The sequence below is a fragment of the Streptomyces sp. NBC_01506 genome (assembly GCF_045040295.1).
Taxonomy (GTDB): Bacteria; Actinomycetota; Actinomycetes; order Streptomycetales; family Streptomycetaceae; genus Streptomyces.
The window spans coordinates 2,052,609-2,071,519 of record NZ_CP109422.1; the positions used below are offsets into that span (position 1 = coordinate 2,052,609).

Genomic DNA, 18,911 nt, shown 5'->3' on the forward strand with positions numbered 1-18,911 from the left:
TTGTGCCGGGGCACGGCCGCGGGCCCCCTGATCTCCCCCCTAAGCCCTCCCTGTCTTTCCTCCCCGGTGTGCCCGTGGTGGCGGGGGCGGTCGGAGGATCGCGGACATCGGGAGGTGTTCGATGACGACACAGCAGTACTGGCGGATCGACGTGCCGCTGGCGGAACGTTCGTACCAGGTGGTGATCGGCTCGGGGGTGCGGCACACACTGGCCGACGTTGTGGCCGGGCTCGGGGTACGCCGGGTGGTGGTGGTGTCGGCCCGGCCTGCCGAGTGGGTGCCCGATCCGGGGGTGCCCTTCGTGGTGGAGCCGGCCAGGGACGGCGAACCGGACAAGACGCTCGCCTCGGTGGAGCGGCTGTGCCGTCGCTTCGCCGCGTTCGGCCTGACCAGGGCCGACGCGGTGGTGGCCGTGGGCGGCGGCAGCACCACCGACATGGCCGGGCTGGCGGCGGCGCTGTACCACCGGGGCACCCCCGTGGTGCATTTGCCGACCACCCTGCTCGCGCAGGTCGACGCGAGCGTGGGCGGCAAGACGGCGGTGAATCTGCCCGACGGGAAGAATCTGGTCGGCACGTACTGGCAGCCCGCCGCCGTGCTGTGCGACACCGACTACCTCAGCACCCTGCCCCGGCGTGAACTCATCGGCGGGTACGGGGAGATCGCCCGCTGCCACTTCATCGGCGCCGGAGATCTGCGCGAGCTGGAACTCGGCGAGCAGATCGCCGCGAGCGTCCGGCTCAAGGCGTCCGTGGTGTCGCGCGACGAACGCGACTCGGGCCTGCGGCACACCCTGAACTACGGCCACACCCTGGGGCACGCGCTGGAGCGTGCCACCGATTTCGCCCTGTCGCACGGCGAGGCCGTGGCGGTGGGGACGGTGTTCGCCGGGCAACTGGCGGGCGCGCTGGGCCGGATCGGCGCGGCCAGGGTGGCCGAACACACCACCGTGGTACGGCATTACGGCCTGCCCACCGCGCTGCCGTCCGGCGTCGCCGCGCACGAGCTGATCTCGCTGATGCGCCGCGACAAGAAGGCGGAGAACGGCCTCACCTTCGTACTCGACTCGGGGAAGGGCGTCGGGCTGGTGCCGGACGTCCCGGAGGAGGTGGTGGCCGCCACGCTGGCCGCCATGCCCCGGCAGAGCCCCGCCGACATCACTCATGAGGGAGACGCACATGCCTGAGGTGCTGCTGCTGAACGGCCCCAATCTGTCCACTCTGGGCCGCCGTCAGCCCGAGATCTACGGCACGGACACGCTGGCGGACATCGAGAAGGCGGTCTCCGAGGAGATCGCGGTACGGGGGTGGGGGCTGACGGCCGTGCAGAGCGAGAGCGAGGCGGATCTGATCCTCGCGCTCCAGGACGCGTACGGCACCGTCGGCGCGATCATCAATCCGGGCGCCCTGATGATCGCCGGCTGGAGTCTGCGGGACGCGCTGGCCAGTTATCCGCGCCCCTGGATCGAAGTGCATCTGTCCAACGTCTGGGCCAGGGAGAGCTTCCGGCACGAGTCGGTGATCTCCCCGCTGGCCTCGGGTGTCATCGCGGGCCTCGGCGCGTACGGCTACCGACTGGCGGCACGCGCGCTGACGCGGCGGGTCGAGGACTGACGGCGAGTCAAGGACTGACGGCGGGCGCCGGCCACAGGGGGACCGACCGCGGGGGGGGGCTGACGCGGCACCGGTGTACGGCCGGCCGCGTCAGGCCACCCGTACCGGGCCGTCGTTGCCCGGCGCGTACGTGCCAGCCGTACGTCTCAGCCGTACGTCTCAGGCTCCGGCGGCCAGCAGCAGCGCGCCCCGCAGCGACGACAACGCGCCCAGCGCCGCCGGCCGGACCGGCGGTGCCGGGTGACCCGGGCGGGACATCGCGGCGGTCATGGCGGCGACGGTGGGCAGCAGGCCGGGCACAGCGGCGGCGCCGCCGCCGATCAGCACGGCCTCGGGCCGCAGCACCTCGGCGAGCGACACCGCGACCGTGGCCAGCGCCGCGCACCCGCGGTCCCTGGCCTCCGTGGCCCAGGGTTCCGCCCGTTCAAGACCCTCGCGCAGGTCTTCGGCGCCCACCGCCCTGCCGCGCAGCTCGGCGGCGGTACGCAGCATGGCGGGGCCGGAGGCCAGGGCCTGCACGCAGCCCCGGCGGCCGCAGTCGCAGCGCGGTCCCGAGCGGTCCACCACGACATGTCCGACCTCGGCCGAGCCACGCCCCGGACGCGGCTGGGGGCGCCCGTCGAGGACGACCCCGCCGCCGACACCCGTCCCCACGCCGAGGTAGAGCAGGTCGCGGTAACCGCCTTCGGCGGCTTCCGCGAGGGCCGCGAGATCACCGTCGTCCTGGCAGAACACCCTGGTGTCCGGGATCAGTTCACGCAGCCGGGCGCCGAGGTCGAGCCCGGTCCAGGACGGCCGGTTGGGCCAGGAGAGCACCTGTCCGGCCGGACCGAGTGTGGCGGGGACGGCGACACCGGCCGCCTCGACGGGCCCGGACCAGGCGTCGAGAAGACGGCGCAGATGGCTGCCGAGGGCGGCCAGATCCTGGTTCGGATCGCCCGGCGGGGGCCACCGGAAGGTGCTTTCGGCCGGATCCGCCCCGGTGCCCTCCAGGCGCATCGCGACCTTTGTCCCGCCCACGTCTATACCCAAGTAGGTTGGCACACAACGACTTTACCGCCCGGTCGGCCCGCACCTGGGCGTCGCGCGAGCACCGTCCGCCCCGGCCGCACCGGAGCGGCCGCCCGGGGCCTTAGTGGGGCCTTAGCGGGGACCGGCAGAATCCCCTTGACCACGCTCCCGTTCCATCGGAAGATCCCCGGACCGCACCCGCACCCGCACTCACCACCACACCCGCACCGAACCGCAACCGCGACCTCAACCGCTACCCCGCACCCGCACCCGCACCCGTCCCACCGGAAGATCCCGGCAGCCGTTCTCCCCAGGCGACCGGAGACCGCTCGTAAGGATCTTCACATCAGCGTCGTCCGCAGCGCAGCGCGGCACGACTGGCCGGATCGAGACATATGCCCGTGCGCTTCAACCTGTTGGGTCCGCTGGAGATGCTGGACGACGACGGCCCCGTGGCCCTGGGCGGCATCCGCCAGCGGGCGACGCTGGGCTTCCTTCTGCTGCACGCCAACAAGACGGTGGCGACCAGCCGGCTGATGAACGCGGTGTGGGGCGACCAGCCACCGGCCACGGCCCGCAAGGTGTTACAGAACGCGGTGGCCGCCCTGCGCCGGACACTGGCGACGGCGGCCACCGAGCACGAGGTGACCCTGGAGACCAGCGCCCCCGGATACGTCCTGAGGGTGCCGACCGACTGTGTCGACTGGTACCGGCACCAGGCGCTGGTCGAGCTGGGCCGGGCCGAACTGGCCGCGGGCAAAGTGGAGTCGGGGGTCGGCCGGCTGCGCGAGGCGCTCGGTCTGTGGCGTGGCCCGGTACTGGCCGACCTCGCCGAGTCGGGGGTGCGGTGGCCCGAGCTGTCGGTCATCCGGGGCGCCAGGCTCGGCGTGCTGGAGGAGCGGGTCGAGGCCGAACTGGCCGCGGGACTGCACCAGCAGGTCGTCGGCGAACTGGCCGCCGAGGCGGAAGCCGAACCGACCAGGGAGAGACTGTGCGGCCAGCTCATGCTGGCGCTCTACCGCTGCGGGCGGCACGCGGACGCGCTGACCGTGTACCGGCGGACCCGTCAGTGCCTCGTGGAGGATCTGGGGCTGGATCCCGGCCATGAGTTACAGCAGTTGGAACAGGCGATCCTGAACCATGAGGAGGCCCTGCTCCTGCCGGGTGCGCAGGCCGGCCCGGAGGCGGTCCCGGCCGGGGCGCCGGCCGACCGGCCCGCACCCCGTACCGGACCGTCCAGGGCCGGCGGGCCGCGCGCCGTCGAGTCCAAGGAGAACAAGCTGGTGAGCGTCCTGATGACGCGGGCCGAGCTGGACCCCCTGCACGAGTCGGCGGACGATGCCGAGTGCGTCGCCGATGTCCTGCGCACCGTTGACGCGATCGTGCACGAGGAAGTACGCCGCCACGGTGGTTACGTCCACGGCGCCATCGGCTCGGTGCGGATGGCGCTCTTCGGCGTACCGCACACCCATGAGGACGACGCGGAGAGCGCCGTACGCGCCGCGCTGGCCATCCGTGAGCGTACGGCCGCGCTGGCCTCCCTCGACGCCACGGCGGTCCAGCTCGACACGGCGGCGGCGGTCACCACGGGCCAGGCCCTGGTGGCGGTGTACCGCGCGGACGGGCGGACGGAGCTGACCGAGCTGACCGGCAGCGTGCTCGACCAGTGCCAGCAGACGCTCGCCTTCGTGCCGCCCGGCACCGTCCGGATCTGCGAGATCACCCTCCGGGCGAGCCGTCACGCCTTCACCTGCTTTCCCGCCCTGGACCAGCTCGGCGGCGGGCATGTGACCGCGGCCCGTCCCGAGGAGAGCACCCCGGCGGCGCCCGCCCCCTTCTTCGGACGGACCAGGGAACTGGACGTACTGCGCGGCCTGATGGCTGACGTACATCTGCGCCAGCGCGGTCACCTGGTGACCGTCTTCGGCGAACCCGGCATCGGCAGAAGCCGGTTGACGGACGAGTTCGAGCGGGTTCTCCCGTCCTGCCCGGGGCTGCCCCGCCATGTGCTCGGCCGGGTGGCCTCGTACGACGTGGGGGAAGGGCACGGGACACTGCGGCAACTCGTCCGGTCCTTCGCCGGCATCGGGCCGGGCGACGTCCCCTCGACCGCGCTGGACAAACTGGCCCTCGCGGTGGAACGGCTGAATCTGGGCCGCCCGACGTCGAAGTGGCTGCTGACCGAGCTGACCAAGCTCGCCGCTCCTGAGGAGCACGCGGTCCGGGCACCGTACGCGGGCCAGGCACTGACCGCGCTGCGGCACACCCTGGAGGAGGCGGCGGCGCAGCGGCCCCTCGTGGTGATCGTCGAGGACGTGCACCGGGCCCACGACCAACTGCTCGACTTCATCGAGGAGTTGGTCGGCCCCGACGCGGCGCCGATGCTGGTGGTCGCCACCACCCGGCCCGAGCTGCGATTGCGCCGGCCGCGCTGGGGCGGGGGAACTCCCAAGTCCTCCACCATCACTCTTGAGCCCCTCGACGACGGTGCCGCGGACAGCCTGTTCGAGGCGCTGCTCCGGGTGCCCCGTACGTCGTCGGTCACCGGCGGCGAGAGCCGGATACCCGCGATCGGCCGGAGCGAGCTGCGCCGGTGCGTCGGCGGCAACCCGCGGTTCGCCGTGGAGTACGCCCGGCTGCTGCAGTCCGGGGTGCCGGTGCTCTGGGACCGCGCGGCGCCCGGCCTGAGCACCTGGCGCCGCTTCTCCGGTGTGGGCGGTCCGGCCCTGCCGATCCCGCAGCAGGTGCACAGCGTCATCGCCGCCCGGCTGGACAGCCTCCCCGCCGCCGAGAAGGCGGTGCTGCACGACATGGCCGTCTTCGGCATCGGGGTGACGGCGGAGGTGATCGCCGCCATGGGTGAGCGGGGCACGGACGAGGCCAACCACTGTCTGGCGCAGCTCGAACGGCGCGATCTGGTACGGCGGCGGCCGGGGCGGGGGGCCACGGTGGCCACCGAGTACACCTTCCCGCACCCGCTGATCGGAGCGGTGGCCTACGCCCAGATCCCGCTGTCGTCCCGGGTGGCCCGGCACCACCGGGCCGCCGCCTGGCTGATCGAGCAGGGGGCAACCCATCGCGGACCGCCGCCGCTGTCCCAGCTTCCGCGGGTGACTGCGCAGCCGCCGCCGGCCGGGGAGGTGGCGCCCGCCGGGGAGGAACCTGCCCGTCAGGTGCCCGCCGAGGACGCACCGGTGACCCCGGACCGACCCCCCGCCGGGGAGGCGCACACAACAGACGGCAACGGGAAGCCCACTCTCCGGTAACCGGCTCCACGCGGCACAGGTTGGCGCGAAACCGCCCGGCCCACACACCCGCACCACGCCGCTGAACGCGACGAACACCGTCTCTGACCTCTGTACCAGGCTGCTTCTGGATCGGCCGGTTTCATATGGGGCGCACGGCCGCCGCACCACGCTTCCGCCCGGACCACCGTCCCGGTTTCGGGGCAGTCCCCGGAGGGTTGCCGTCCGGTCGACGGATCGTCACCGGCCGATGTTAGCTTGCGACGCGTCTGTCGCACTGCCACCGCTTCACAGCAGGACCGACGCTAGGGGGAAGAGGTCCGTGGAACTGATAGAACGTCAGGACCAGATAGCTTTACTGGAGGATTTGGCCTTACGGTGCACGACCGGGCAAGGACAGGTGGCCCTGCTCTGCGGGGCCCCGGCCACCGGGCGCACCACTCTTCTGAAGTCTTTCGCCCGCAGCCAGATGGAGCGCGGAGCCCTGGTGCTCAGCGCCTCCTGCGCCCCGTCCGAGGACAGCCTGTTCCTCGGAGTGGTCAGCCAGTTACTGTACGCCGCCCCGCTGCCTGATCCGCACGGGGCGGCGATCGACCGGCTGCTCGAACAGGCGGCGGGCGGGGGGACGGCCGGGGCGGAGAGGCAGCGGCTCTACCACGATCTGTGCCTGCGGCTGCGGGCGATCGCGACCGGCCGGCCGCTGCTGATCACGGTCGACGATGTCGGCCACGCCGACCCGCAGTCGCTCGACTTCCTGCAACAGTTGGTGCGGCGCGGCAGCGCCGACCGGATCATGGTCACGGTCACCGACAACGGCGAGCGCCCGGACGTCACCGCCCCGCTCCTGGCGGAGTTGCAGCGCCAGCAGCACATGCGCCACATCCTCGTGTCACCGCTCAGCCCGGGGGGCGCGTACGAGCTGGTGGCGCGCAGGTTCGGCCCGGAGGCGGCGGGGCCGCTGGCCACCGAGCTGTACGCGGCCAGCGGGGGCAACCCCCTGCTGTTGTCCGCGCTGATCGACGACCGGGCGGCCCAGCAGGACACCAACCACTACGAACTCGCGGTACTGGGGCTGCTTCAGGACCGCGATCCGGTGGTGCTGGAGGTCGCGCGGGGCATCGCCGTGCTCGGCGACGAGGGGGCGGCGCTGGATGTCGCCCGGCTGCTGGACATCGATCCGCAGGCCGTGGACTGCGCCCGGCGCAAGCTCACTTCGGCCGGGCTGCTGCGGGACCGGGGGTTCCGGCAGGCGTCCGCGCGGGCCGCGGTGGTGGAACGGATCCCGGACGAGGTCAGGGCCGCTCTGCACCGGCGGGCCGCCGAACTGCTCTTCGAGAGCGGCGGCGCGCCGGCCACCGTGGCGTTCCATCTGCTCAGCGCCGGTACGCCGCCGCCCGCCTGGGGCCTGCCCTGCCTGCTGGAGGCCGCCGAACACGAGCTGCGCGCCCAGGACTTGGTGCGGGGCTCGGAATATCTGGAACTGGCGCTGACGGGGCCGGCCGAGCCGGACGCGGCGGCGTCGATCCGGGCCCGGCTCACCCACACCGAGTGGATGGTCAACCCGTTGAGAGCGGGCCGTCATCTGCCGGCGCTGACCGACACGCTGCGGGCCGGGGACCTGACGTTGCGGGAAGGGCTCAACCTCATCCGGCATCTGCTCTGGCACGGGCGGACGCAGGAGGGCGGACAACTGCTGGACATCGTGCGGGCCGGGGCCGGGGAGTCGCCCGCGACCGCCGATGAACTGCGTGACGTCGAACAGTGGCTGGCGTTCACCCAGCCGCCGCTGGCCCGCCGCAACTACCTGCCGGTGGCCCGCGCCGACGACGGAAGAACCGTCACCCCGCTGGCCGACCCGTGGCTGCGGACAGCCGCCGTGATGGCGGGACAGCTTTCCCGGGGACAGACCGAGGCGGCGGTCGTACGGGCCAAGGAGACCCTGCGCGATCTGCACCTGGGCCGTCACACCTGCTGGGTCGACGAGGCTGCCCTGATGGCGTTCCGGACCCTGCTGGTGGCCGACCGGCACCGTACCGCGCTGGAGTGGTGCGAGCGGCTGCTCGGCAGGGAGGCGGGCGGACGGACACTGGCCTGGCGGGCGTTGATGTTCTTCGTGCGCTCCGAGGTGGCGATGGCCAGGGGGGACCTGCCGGGAGCGGCCCAGTACGCACAGGAGGCGCTGACCGAGCTGAATGTCCGGGCCTGGGGCGTGGCGGCCGGGCTGCCGCTGGGCAATCTCATCCTGGCCAACGCCCGTCTCGGCCGCTTCGAGGAGGCGGGGGCCCTGCTCGCGCAGCCGGTTCCCGACACCATGTTCCAGACGTCCTACGGGGTGCACTACCTCTACGCGCGTGGCCAGTTGCATCTGGCCACCCGGCACTACCACGCGGCGCTCGCGGACTTCCTGTCCTGCGGCGACCTGGTGCGCGGCTGGGGCCTCGACCCCGCGGGGCTGGTGCAGTGGCGCACCGGAGCGGCGGAGGCGTGGCTGGGTCTGGGCAACAAGGACCAGATGCGGCAGCAGGTCGGCAACCAATTGACCTGGCAGGGCAGCGGGAGCGCGCGCGGCCGGGCGCTGGCGCTGCGGCTGACGGCGTCGGCCGGCCCGGTCGGGCGGCGGCCCCAGTTGCTGCTGGAGTCGCTGGAACTGCTGGAGAAGTGCGGCGACCGGTTCGAGCAGGCGCGCACCCTGGCCAAACTGAGCGGCGCCTACCACCGTCTGGACGAGAACCGCAGGGCGCGGATGGTGTTCCGCAGGGCGCTGCACCTGGCGCAGGGGTGCCAGGCGGAGCCGCTCACCCGGGAACTGCTGTCGGTGAGCAGTGAGTTGGGGGAGGCGCTCGCCGCCTCGGGGGACGCCGTGAAGCTGGCGGTGCTCACCGGCAGCGAGCGCCGGGTCGCGGCACTCGCCGCGATGGGCTACACCAACCGGGAGATCGCGACCAAGCTGTACATCACGGCGAGCACGGTGGAGCAGCATCTGACGCGGGTCTACCGGAAGTTGGAGATCACGCACCGCAAGGAACTGCCGAGCGACCTCAACTGGCGGCATGACGCCGCGAGTTGATGTCACCGCGCGGGTCACCGGCCAGGGGCTCTTGGCCGGCGGCCCGCGCGGTGCCGCCCGGGGTGTGCCGACAGGTCTCCACGGCCGTGCGGGCCGTGGTCGAGAAGCGGCGCCGTCCGCCCGCCCGCGGGCCGGGCAGGAGGGGCGCGAACACCCGAGAGTGGCCGGGCGGTTCGTAGAAGCGGCCGGGCGGTTCGTAAGGGTGGCCCGGCGGTTCGGCGTACGTGCCGTTCCGCGTACGTGCCGTTCCGCGTACGTGCCGTTCGGCGTACGTGCCGTTCCGCGCGACCTCGCCCGCCTCCTCCCCCTGGTGCAGGGATAGGGGCGGTGTGGGGTACCCCGGGGTGCCCGGGGGCCGCGAGGATGGCGGAGTGGTCGTGATCAGCCATCCCTGGAGGGACCGTCCCGATGCCGGAACATATACCGATGGTTACCGGCGGGCCGTATCCGCGGACACTGGAGGCCGGCCGGCTCATGTCCGACGCGCTGGCCAGGCCCGCGGCACAGCAGCCCGTCTGGCCCGATCCGGATGCGCTGCGCACCGCCCTGGGGGTGCTCAGGACCGCTCCTCCCCTGGTGACCGCCGCCGAGACGGACCGGCTGCGCGGGCGGCTGGCCTCGGTGGCGCGGGGCGAAGCCCTGCTGCTCCAGTCCGGTGACTGCGCGGAGACCTTCGCGGGAAACACCGAGTCCCATCTCAACGCCACGCTGCGGTGTCTGCTCCAGATGGCCGGGGTGCTGGAGCGGCACGGCGGGCTCCCGGTCGTCACGGTGGGGCGGGTGGCCGGTCAGTACGCGAAGCCGCGCTCCTCCCCGACCGACGCCCTGGGGCTGCCCGCCTACCGGGGCGACATCGTCAACTCCTTCGAGCCCGACCCGGCCGCGCGGACCGCCGACCCTCAGCGCATGGTGCTGGCGCACGCGCAAGCGGCCCTGGCGATGAACCATGTGCGCGCCCTGGGCCGCAGCGGCGAGGAGGTCTTCTCCAGCCATGAAGCGATGCTGCTGGACTACGAACAGGCCCTGCTGCGGGCGGGCGTCGACTCGGGCGCGGGTCCCCTCTACAGCGGTTCGGCACACTTCCTGTGGATCGGCGAGCGCACCCGGCAACTCGACGGCGCGCACATCGGCTTCGCGGAACTGCTGGCCAATCCGGTCGGGCTGAAGGTCGGTCCGGGCACGACTCCCGGGGAGGTGGTGGAGTACGCGCGCCGGCTCGACCCGGACCGCACACCCGGCCGCCTCACCCTGATCTCCCGCATGGGCCGGCGCCACGTCAGAGAGGTACTGCCCGCGCTGGTGGAGGCCGTACGCGCGGCGGGGCACCCGGTGGTCTGGAGCTGCGATCCCATGCACGGCAACACCCGTGAGTCGCCGAGCGGATACAAGACCCGGCTGCTGGCGGACGTGCTGGACGAGATCAAGGGCTTCTTCGAGGTGCACGAACGGCTCGGCACCCATCCGGGCGGGCTGCATCTGGAGGCGACCGGCGAGGACGTCACGGAGTGCCTCGACGGCGCGTCCGCGCAGGACGACGCGCCGCTCGTCGCCCGGTACGACACCCTCTGCGATCCGCGCCTGAACGGCCAACAGGCCCAGGTGGTCGCCGAGTTCGCCGCCGATCTCGTCCGCCGCCACCACCGCCGTCACCACCGCCAGGGAAGGAATCACCGTGCCGAAGCGGCCCATCAGTGGGACGACTCGTCTGTACGCCGTTCTGGGTGACCCGGTCGCCCAGGTGAAGGCGCCGGGCCTGCTGAATCCGCTCTTCGACCGGCTCGGCCTGGACGCCGTACTGGTCCCGGTGCACACCCGCCCGGAGAATCTGGCCGACACGGTACGGGGGCTGCGCTGCGTCGAGAATCTGCACGGCCTGCTGTTCACCGTCCCGCACAAGGCCGCCGCCCGCGCACTGGCCGACACGGTGAGCGCCACGGTGGCCGTGACCGGCACCGCCAACGCCATGCGCCGGGAACCGGACGGCGGCTGGCACGCCGACAACTTCGACGGTTCGGGCTTCGTACGCGGACTGTGCGAGGCCGGGCACCGGCCCGCGGGCCGGCGGGTGTCCCTGATCGGCGCGGGGGGCGCGGGCAGTGCCATCGCGGTGGGGCTGCTCACCGCCGGAGTGAAGCGGCTGTCCGTGTACGACCCGGACACCCCCCGGCTCTCGGCGCTGCTCGCCCAACTGGAGCGGCACTGGCCGGGCCGCTCGGCCGCCACCACGCCACAGGCCCTGGAGGATGCCGAGATCGTCGTCAACGCGACCCCGCTGGGCATGCGTCCGCAGGACCCGCTGCCGCTGTCCCCGGCACGGCTGGCACCGTCCTGCGTGGTCGCGGACATCATCATGAAGCCGCACGAGACGGCGCTGCTCCGCGCGGCGGCGGCCCAGGGGCACGAGGTGCACCACGGCATTCACATGCTGGAGCAACAGATCGACTCCTACCGGGAGTTCTTCGGCCTGCGACCAGTGATCTGACCCAGGCCCACCCGCCCGGCCGAAGCACGCGACACGACATCCGCGCCTGCCCACCGGGCGGGTGTGTGCGGCACGACCTGACTTCCACCCATCACGACACGTGAGGACTCCGGCATGAACAGCGACTGGCAATCCGTCCGTCTGATCGGCGAACCGGACTTACCGGCCGACCCGCACCCGGTGCCGGGCACCGCCGAGCTGTTGCTGCGGGGCGACAGCGATGTCATCGACGCCCTGGAACGGCGGCTGCGCGCCGATTCGGCCGGTCTCGGGGTCCTGCTGGACCCGGCGCGCCCCGGCCACCCCGACGGCGACACCGCGCACCGCCTGTCGGCCATCGGCGCGAAGCTGGCCGCGTCGGTACCGGGCGTCGGACAGCTCGCACGGGCCGAGCAGACGTCAACAGCCGCCGGACATCTGCGCGTGCTGACCGGGCTGCTGCCGGGCGGGCAGCGGGGACCGTTCCTCTTCCAGTGCTGGCAGTACTGGAGCCGGCCGTTCACCCCGGCCGTACGGACCGAACTCGGCGCGGCGGCGGACCGGATCGCGGCGGGTGACCCGGTCACCGGTGACGCGGCGCGGACGGCCTGGTCCACGTACGCGCAGGCGCTGCGGACGCTGATGGAGCGGAACACGGCCGAGGGCTGCCCCGTGCGCCCCTTCGAGTGGTTCGAGCACGCCCGGCGGGTGCACCGGATACTCGGTGTCACGCCCGAGGCGCAGGCGTGCGCCGCGCTGGCGCTGCGCCGCGCCCAGGTATCGCCCTGACCGGGCCAAGGGCTGTCCCATATCCGAATGCGATAACCGAATACGGCGCGCGGGACCGACCGGCACATTCCGGAATACCGAAAAGAATGCCCCCATTAGGTGTTCCCTGACGCGGACAATTCCACGGCCCCACCGTGCCACGCCCCACCGACGTGCCACGCCCCACCGACAGCCGTGCCGCACCCGGCCGAAGGACCCACCGCGCGGCCCCCGGAAGCGACCCACTCCCCGCGTTCCAGGATTCCGGCGCACCCTTTTACGATTTCATCTACTGGGGGGTAATAGGGGTCCCCTTAGGGGAATGACGGAATAATCGGCCACAGGTAATGTCTCCGGTAATTAAGCTTCCGGAGAAAGGTTATGACAATGACCGATTCCCCCGAGGGACTCGACTTCCCCGCGTGGCCGCAGTACGGCGACGAGGAGCGCACCGGACTGATCCGCGCGCTGGAGCAGGGGCAGTGGTGGCGGATGGGCGGAAGCGAGGTCGACACCTTCGAGGAGGAGTTCGCCCGCTTCCACGGTGCCCCCCGCGCGCTGGCGGTGACCAACGGCACGCACGCCCTCGAACTGGCCCTGGAGGTGCTGGGGGTGAAAGCCGGCGACGAGGTGATCGTGCCCGCTTTCACCTTCATCTCGTCCTCGCAGGCGGCGCAGCGGCTCGGAGCGGTCGCGATCCCCGTGGACGTCGACCTCGACACGTACAACATCGACCCGGTCGCGGCCGAACGCGCCGTGACGGACCGCACCCGCGCCATCATGCCGGTGCACATGGGCGGCCTGGTCGCCGACATGGACGCGCTCGGCAAGCTCTCGGCCGACTCCCACGTCCCGCTCATCCAGGACGCCGCGCACGCCCACGGCGCCAGGTGGCGGGGCAGCAGGATCGGCGAGCTGGGCAGCGTCGCCGCGCTCAGCTTCCAGAACGGCAAGCTCATGACGGCCGGTGAGGGCGGGGCGGTGCTCTTCCCCGACACCGAGTCCTACGAACTCGGCTTCCTGCGGCACAGTTGCGGTCGCCCGCGGGCCGACCGCACCTACCGGCACCGCACTTCGGGCTCCAACTTCCGCCTGAACGAGTTCTCGGCGAGTGTGCTGCGGGCTCAACTGGCCCGCCTGGACAGCCAGATCGACACCCGTGAGCAGCGCTGGCCCCTGCTGTCCGGTCTGCTGGACGCGATACCCCGCGTCGTGCCGCAGCGTCTCGACGACCGGTGCGAGCGCAATCCGCACTACATGGCGATGTTCCGGGTCGAGGGACTTACCGAGGAGGGCCGTAACGCCCTGGTGGACGAGCTGATCGGGCGGGGCCTGCCCGCGTTCGCCGCCTTCCGCGCCGTCTATCGCACCGACGCCTTCTGGGAGCACTCCGCACCCGCGGAGACCGTCGAGCAGATCGCCGCGCGCTGCCCCGCCTCGGAGACCATCAACGCCGAGGGGATCTGGCTGCACCACCGCACCCTTCTCGGCACCGAGGACCAGATGCACCGCATCGCCGAGATCGTGAGCGACACCGTGGCCGCGCTGTGAACGCACCCGGTCCGGTCCGGGTCGCCGTGGTGGGACTCGGCTGGGCGGCCCGGGAGATCTGGCTCCGGCGCCTGCACGACCACCCCGCCTTCGAGGTGGTGGCGGTGATCGACCCCAACGCGGCGGCCCGGGGCGCGGCCCGGGTCAGATATCCCGGTATCGCGGTGCTCGGCACCGCCGGTGAGCTCGACCCGTCGACGTTGGATCTCGCCGTCGTCGCCGTCCCCAACCACCTGCACGGGGAGGTCGCCGAGGGGCTGTTGAAGCATGGCCTGGCGGTCTTCGTGGAGAAGCCCGTCTGTCTCACCTCGGCGGAGGCACGGCGTCTCGCCGAGGCGGAGCGCGCGGGCGGCGGAGTGCTGCTGGCGGGCAGCGCGGCCCGTCTGCGCGCCGACGTACGGGCCCTGTACGCGGCGGTACGTGACATAGGGCCCATCCGGCACATCGAGGCGTCGTGGGTGCGGGCCCGCGGCGTGCCCGCGGCCGGTGGCTGGTTCACCCACCGCGAACTCGCGGGCGGAGGAGCCCTGCTGGACCTGGGCTGGCACCTGTTCGACGTCGCGGCACCGCTACTGGGGCCCGCCACCTTCGACCAGGTGGCGGGCGCCTTCTCGGCCGACTTCGTCGCGAGCGGGGAGGCCGCCGCCGGCTGGCGCCAGGACGGCGCCACGGGGGACGGCGCGGTGGACGTGGAGGACACCGCGCGCGCCTTCCTGGTGACCCACGACCAGGTGTCGGTCGCGCTGCGCACGAGCTGGGCCTCGCACGAACCCTTCGACGTCACCTCCTTCGTCATCGAGGGCAGGAGCGGCAAGGCGGCCCTGCGCTGCACCTTCGGATTCAGCCCACAGCGCGAGGGCTCCTCCCGACTGGTCGTGACGCGTTACGGGGAGGCGGTCACTCAGCCGCTCCCCGAGGAGCCCATCGGCGTCGAGTACGACCGGCAGCTCGACGACCTGCTCACCCGGCTCCGCGATCCGGCCGGCCGGGGCGCGGCGGCCGAGGAAACCCTCCGCACCATCCACGTCATCGAGCACCTGTACGCCTCGGCGCGCCCGTCGACGTCCGTGCGATGGGCGGGCACGGCGGACGTGGTCCGGCGGTAACCCCGCTCAGCGATCATCACGAGGAGAGACATGACCATGCGTTCCCTGACGGGCATACCGCGCCACGTCATCTTCGACATGGACGGGGTGCTGGTCGACAGCTTCCCCGTGATGCGCGAGGCGTTCGCCGTGGCCTACCGGGAGACGGTCGGCGACGGCCCGGCGCCTTTCCCGGAGTACACCCGCCATCTGGGCCGCTATTTCCCGGACATCATGCGGATCATGGGTCTGCCGCTCGCCCTCCAGGAACCCTTCGTACGGGAGAGTTACCGGCTGGAAGGACAGGTCCCGCTCTTCGACGGGGTGCGCGAGCTGCTGACCGAGCTGAACCGCCGCGGGGTGGGGCTCGCCGTCGCCACCGGCAAGAGCGGTGAGCGCGCGAGGTCACTGCTCCGGCGCCTGGACGCGCTGCACCACTTCGCCCATGTGATCGGCTCGGACGAGGTGGCCCGCGCCAAGCCCGCCCCGGACATCGTGCTCCGCGCCATGACCCTGCTCGGCGCCAAGCCGGACGACACCGTCATGGTGGGCGACGCCGTGACCGACCTGGCCAGCGCGCGCGACGCGGGTATCGCCGGGATCGCCGCGGTATGGGCGGACACCGACGAACCGGCGCTCCTGGCGATGCGCCCCGCCGCCGTACTGCGCACCCCGGGCGAACTGCTGGCCCTGCTCGGACAACCCGCCGCCCGCTGACCCACGGGAGCCCCGGCGCCATGGCGGCGGCGGGGCTCCCGTGTGCGGGCCGGGGCGAGACGGGCCTGCCGAGGGCCGGCGGGACATGTGGACCGGGCCCCGAAGTCCTGGCTCAGACACCAGGGGACAACTAACCCGCTGGTAGCTCGCTGGGCTTGGTCGCTCGTCGTAGAGCCGCTGGGCGAGCGCAGCCCGGTCCGCGGTCAGCCTCGGGCGACGCCCGCCGATCCGGCCGCGGGCCCGCGCGCTCGATGCCGCGCACGCGCAGGTCGGCGCCGAGGGTCACCAGGTGCAGCACGGAGCGGGAGAGCCGGTCGAGCCGATCGACGTTGGTTTCCGGCTCGAGTTGCCGACACTCCGGAGTCGGGTGGCGGGCAGACGTCGTCGGCCGGGACGGCGGGGGCATTCCGGCTGCTCAGCCATGCCGACCGACCCTGGTGATGAGTTTTCGCGACCGCGCCCGTCACATGTATGACCGGACAGGGTGAGACGGAAGGATGACGTGATGAGCGTAAACACCATGCTGGAGGACCTGGGTATGAGCGGGCTGGGTACGCGCGGGCTGGGCGAGGTTGACGAGTCAGGGTTTTCCGGGCTGGCCGAGCGGCACCGGCGGGAGCTGCACGTGCACTGCTACCGGATGCTCGGGTCGTTCGAGGACGCCGAGGACACCGTGCAGGAGACGTTCCTACGTGCCTGGCGGCGGCGGGAGACCTTCCAGGGGCGGTCGACGTTCCGGGCCTGGCTGTACCGGATCGCCACCAACGCCTGCCTGGACCTGCTCGCCAAGCGCCGCCCCGAGCCCGCGACCGGCGGCGAGGCGCGGTGGTTGCAGCCCTACCCGGACCGGCTGCTCGACGAACTGCCCGCGGGTGACGCGGGCGAGCCGGAGACCGTCGCCGTCGCGCGGGAGACGATCGAGCTGGCGTACCTGGTCGCGGTCCAGCACCTCGCGCCGCGCCCGAGGGCCGTGCTGATCCTGCGGGACGTGCTCGGCTGGCCGGCGAAGGACGTCGCGGAACTCCTCGGCGACTCCGTCAACTCCGTGAACAGCGCGCTCCAGCGCGCCCGGTCCGGGATGCGGGAGCACCTGCCCGCCGAGCGGCAGGACTGGACCGGCGGAGAGGAGGACGCCACCACGCGTGAGCTGGTGCACCGCTACACCGAAGCCAGCGTGGCCACGGACGTCAAGGCGCTCGCCTCGATGCTGCGGGACGACGTCCGCTTCTCGATGCCGCCCACGCCCGGCCTGTACGTCGGCCGTGACGCAGTGGTGAACTTCTTGACCGAGAGCGGCTTCGAGGGCATGACCGGCCTGCGCGCCGTTCCCACCTCGGTGAACCGGCAGCCCGCCCTGGCCTTCTACCTCTGGCAGCAGTCCGAGGGCGCGTACCTGCCGCTGACGATCGACGTCCTGCGCGTTACCGGCGGGACGATCACCGAGATCACCACGTTCCACGACGACCAGTTCCCGCGGCTCGCACTGCCGGAGCGCCTGCCGGCCGACGGCACCGAGTAAACCCGGTGCACATGCTCGCGCTGCGCGCCGGCGCACGCATCGCCGTGATCGCGGAGGAATGGCACAACGCGTTCTGCGTCGTCACCCGTGGCCGGGTGCAACTGGAGCTACGTGACGGCGAGCCGGGGCCGGTCCTCGGACACGACGCCGCGTTCTGGCTCCGCGGCACCGGCGTCCGCGCCCTGCACAACCCCTACCGTCGCACGGCCAAGGTGCGCATCATCACTCCGCCCGGAAGCCGGGCCCTTACCGAATGACCAGAGGAACGACATGAACAGCAGGAAGGAAACCGCCGTCGTAACCGGCCCGGGCGCCGACCGCACCAGCCACACCCACCGACTCCGCCGCCTCGTCGGCACCGGCTTCACCGCCACGCTCGCAGCGGCGGCGGCCACCACTCTCGCCGCCGCGCTCGCCCGGGCCGCCGGCGCCGACTTCGAGGTCCATGGTGGCGAGACCATCCCGCTGTCCGGCATCGCCGTCGTGACCGGCTTCTTCTCGGCCGTGGGCATCGTCATTGCCGCCGCCCTGCTGCGCCTGAGCGCTCGCCCCGCCGAGCGATTCGTGTGGACGGCCATATCGCTGACCGCCATCTCGCTGATCCCGCCCCTTCTCTTCGGGGCAACCACGGCCACCACCACCGCCCTCCTCGGGCTACACCTCGTCCCCGCAGCGGTGATGATCCCGACCCTGACGCGGAGTCTGGGCACCCGAGCGGGTTGACGATCTCTGACGGACATCTCCGTCGTCGGTGCCCTCGGCCCGTCTTCCTCCATCCCGGCCAGGTTCCTGACCGCCCGCAGGCGGTCGCGGTCGGCGAGGGCGGCCGATGGGGCCGAGGGCACCGACGAGGTACGGGGCGGGCCAGCGTGGATGCCAGGTCGAGGCGCTTGTCCATGTCCAGGCGGAAGGTGCCGTACGGGTTGACGTTCGACCAGAACGGTGCGGTCAGGCCACGCCGGTTCGGCGAGGATCTGCTGCACGAGCAGCGTGTTGACGTGTACGAGCGCGGACTGCGGCAGGTGCAGCGCGAGCATCTAGGTCTCGGCGTGCTCCTTGTCCGGCCCGGTGAGAGCGCCGTCCTTGCGTAGTGGAGCACGGTGTTCGCGCTGTTCCAGTTCTCCACGACCTGCAGCCCGCCGTGGATCTCGCGGCGCAGACCGGGGCTGGCGAGGTAGTCACACGCGAAGAGCGTGCGTACGGCGCGGCCGAGTTCTTCGAGGGCCTGGTAGGTGGGGTGTTCGGGGCCGCCGCGGGTGAAGCGCCGCAACACCTGCTCGGCCTCGGCGGTGCCGAGCCGGAGCGCGGTGGCGTACTTCACCATCTGGTCGTACTGCCGCTCGATCAGCTCCCAGCGGATCGGCCGCGTCAGCGAGGCACCGACCGCCGGCCGGCCGGGCAGGGACGTGTCCGGGCGGTACAGGCGGATGCTGCCGATGTTCTTCAGCCGCGGCAGCAGGCGGAAGTTCAGCAGCTCGGTGAAGGCGAACCCGACCACGCTCGCGCCGTGCACGCCGTTGCCGCCGTAGCGGGCGTGGTACTCGGTCATGAAGTTGCTGGACCAGGACCCGAACTTCTTCGAGTCCGACGCGCACGCGGTGCCCTGCCCCCACCAGGCGCCATCGCGTGCGGCGAAGGTGCCGTTCACCAGCCGGGTGACCGCGGCGCGGAGGTTGTCGACGGTGATGAAGTGCCGGCGTACGTGCCGCAGGGCCGCTTCGCTCTCGCCGTGTTCGCGAGCGCGGCCGAGAGCTGGTCCAGGGCCGCGGTCATGCGCTTCTTCAGCTCCGCGTTGAACGCCCGCGGGTTCAGGGGCTGGCGGATCGCGGCCCAGGCATTTCACCCGATCAGCCCCACCAGGGCACCATGCACCG

15 protein-coding genes and 1 pseudogene are annotated in these 18,911 nt (G+C 72.2%); 14 read left to right on the top strand and 2 right to left on the bottom strand.

Annotated features, from left to right (window positions below):
- Positions 1-121: 121 nt before the first annotated feature.
- Both OG329_RS08515 and OG329_RS08520 read left to right on the top strand, forming a co-directional pair.
- Positions 122-1,186 carry a 3-dehydroquinate synthase family protein gene (locus OG329_RS08515; protein WP_405793825.1) on the top strand — a complete coding sequence of 355 codons (1,065 nt, stop codon included), beginning with the start codon at positions 122-124 and terminating at the stop codon, positions 1,184-1,186.
- A complete protein-coding gene (locus tag OG329_RS08520; RefSeq protein ID WP_405793826.1) occupies positions 1,179-1,613 on the top strand; it encodes a type II 3-dehydroquinate dehydratase in 435 nt (144 codons plus the stop codon). The genes OG329_RS08515 and OG329_RS08520 overlap by 8 nt, the downstream gene beginning before the upstream one ends.
- A 159-nt stretch (positions 1,614-1,772) precedes the next feature.
- Here OG329_RS08520 and OG329_RS08525 read toward each other — a convergent pair whose 3' ends face one another.
- Complete coding sequence (locus tag OG329_RS08525; RefSeq protein WP_405793828.1) at positions 1,773-2,657, bottom strand: ROK family protein; 885 nt, start codon at positions 2,655-2,657, stop codon at positions 1,773-1,775.
- A 368-nt stretch (positions 2,658-3,025) separates the two neighbouring features.
- On the opposite strand from OG329_RS08525, the gene OG329_RS08530 reads away from it, so the two are divergent.
- The 12 genes from OG329_RS08530 (at position 3,026) to OG329_RS08585 (ending at position 18,128) form a co-directional block, all read left to right on the top strand.
- Positions 3,026-5,890 (top strand): BTAD domain-containing putative transcriptional regulator, encoded by a 2,865-nt coding sequence (locus OG329_RS08530; protein WP_405793829.1) that lies wholly within the window; start codon positions 3,026-3,028, stop codon positions 5,888-5,890.
- A 229-nt stretch (positions 5,891-6,119) separates the two neighbouring features.
- Entirely contained in the window at positions 6,120-8,936 is a 2,817-nt protein-coding gene (locus OG329_RS08535; RefSeq protein WP_405793831.1) for an AAA family ATPase, read from the top strand.
- A 474-nt stretch (positions 8,937-9,410) separates the two neighbouring features.
- A complete protein-coding gene (locus OG329_RS08540) occupies positions 9,411-10,661 on the top strand; it encodes a 3-deoxy-7-phosphoheptulonate synthase class II (protein WP_405801713.1) in 1,251 nt (416 codons plus the stop codon).
- The gene (locus tag OG329_RS08545; protein ID WP_405793833.1) at positions 10,609-11,418 is read left to right on the top strand and encodes a shikimate dehydrogenase family protein; all 810 of its coding nucleotides are present in this window, start codon (positions 10,609-10,611) and stop codon (positions 11,416-11,418) included. Before OG329_RS08540 ends, OG329_RS08545 begins: the two co-directional genes overlap by 53 nt.
- A gap of 114 nt (positions 11,419-11,532) precedes the next feature.
- Positions 11,533-12,186 carry a hypothetical protein gene (locus OG329_RS08550; protein ID WP_405793835.1) on the top strand — a complete coding sequence of 218 codons (654 nt, stop codon included), beginning with the start codon at positions 11,533-11,535 and terminating at the stop codon, positions 12,184-12,186.
- Between the two features lie 366 nt (positions 12,187-12,552).
- The gene (locus OG329_RS08555; RefSeq protein WP_405793837.1) at positions 12,553-13,716 is read left to right on the top strand and encodes a DegT/DnrJ/EryC1/StrS family aminotransferase; all 1,164 of its coding nucleotides are present in this window, start codon (positions 12,553-12,555) and stop codon (positions 13,714-13,716) included.
- Positions 13,713-14,822 carry a Gfo/Idh/MocA family protein gene (locus OG329_RS08560; protein ID WP_405793839.1) on the top strand — a complete coding sequence of 370 codons (1,110 nt, stop codon included), beginning with the start codon at positions 13,713-13,715 and terminating at the stop codon, positions 14,820-14,822. Before OG329_RS08555 ends, OG329_RS08560 begins: the two co-directional genes overlap by 4 nt.
- Before the next feature lie 30 nt (positions 14,823-14,852).
- Positions 14,853-15,518: an HAD-IA family hydrolase gene (locus OG329_RS08565; RefSeq protein ID WP_405793840.1), complete on the top strand. Its 666-nt coding sequence runs from the start codon at positions 14,853-14,855 to the stop codon at positions 15,516-15,518.
- A gap of 505 nt (positions 15,519-16,023) precedes the next feature.
- Positions 16,024-17,037 (top strand): RNA polymerase subunit sigma-70, encoded by a 1,014-nt coding sequence (locus OG329_RS08570; RefSeq protein ID WP_405793841.1) that lies wholly within the window; start codon positions 16,024-16,026, stop codon positions 17,035-17,037.
- 11 nt (positions 17,038-17,048) lie between these two features.
- Positions 17,049-17,294, top strand: coding sequence for a hypothetical protein (locus OG329_RS08575; protein WP_405793843.1), 246 nt, complete (start codon positions 17,049-17,051; stop codon positions 17,292-17,294).
- Positions 17,295-17,307: 13 nt separating this feature from the next.
- Complete coding sequence (locus OG329_RS08580; RefSeq protein ID WP_405793845.1) at positions 17,308-17,760, top strand: DUF6069 family protein; 453 nt, start codon at positions 17,308-17,310, stop codon at positions 17,758-17,760.
- A 173-nt stretch (positions 17,761-17,933) separates the two neighbouring features.
- Positions 17,934-18,128 (top strand): hypothetical protein, encoded by a 195-nt coding sequence (locus tag OG329_RS08585; protein WP_405802234.1) that lies wholly within the window; start codon positions 17,934-17,936, stop codon positions 18,126-18,128.
- Positions 18,129-18,172: 44 nt separating this feature from the next.
- Here the strand turns inward: OG329_RS08585 and OG329_RS08590 are convergent.
- Positions 18,173-18,880 (bottom strand): annotated as a pseudogene (locus OG329_RS08590) (Tn3 family transposase); the annotation flags it as partial.
- Positions 18,881-18,911: the final 31 nt, after the last annotated feature.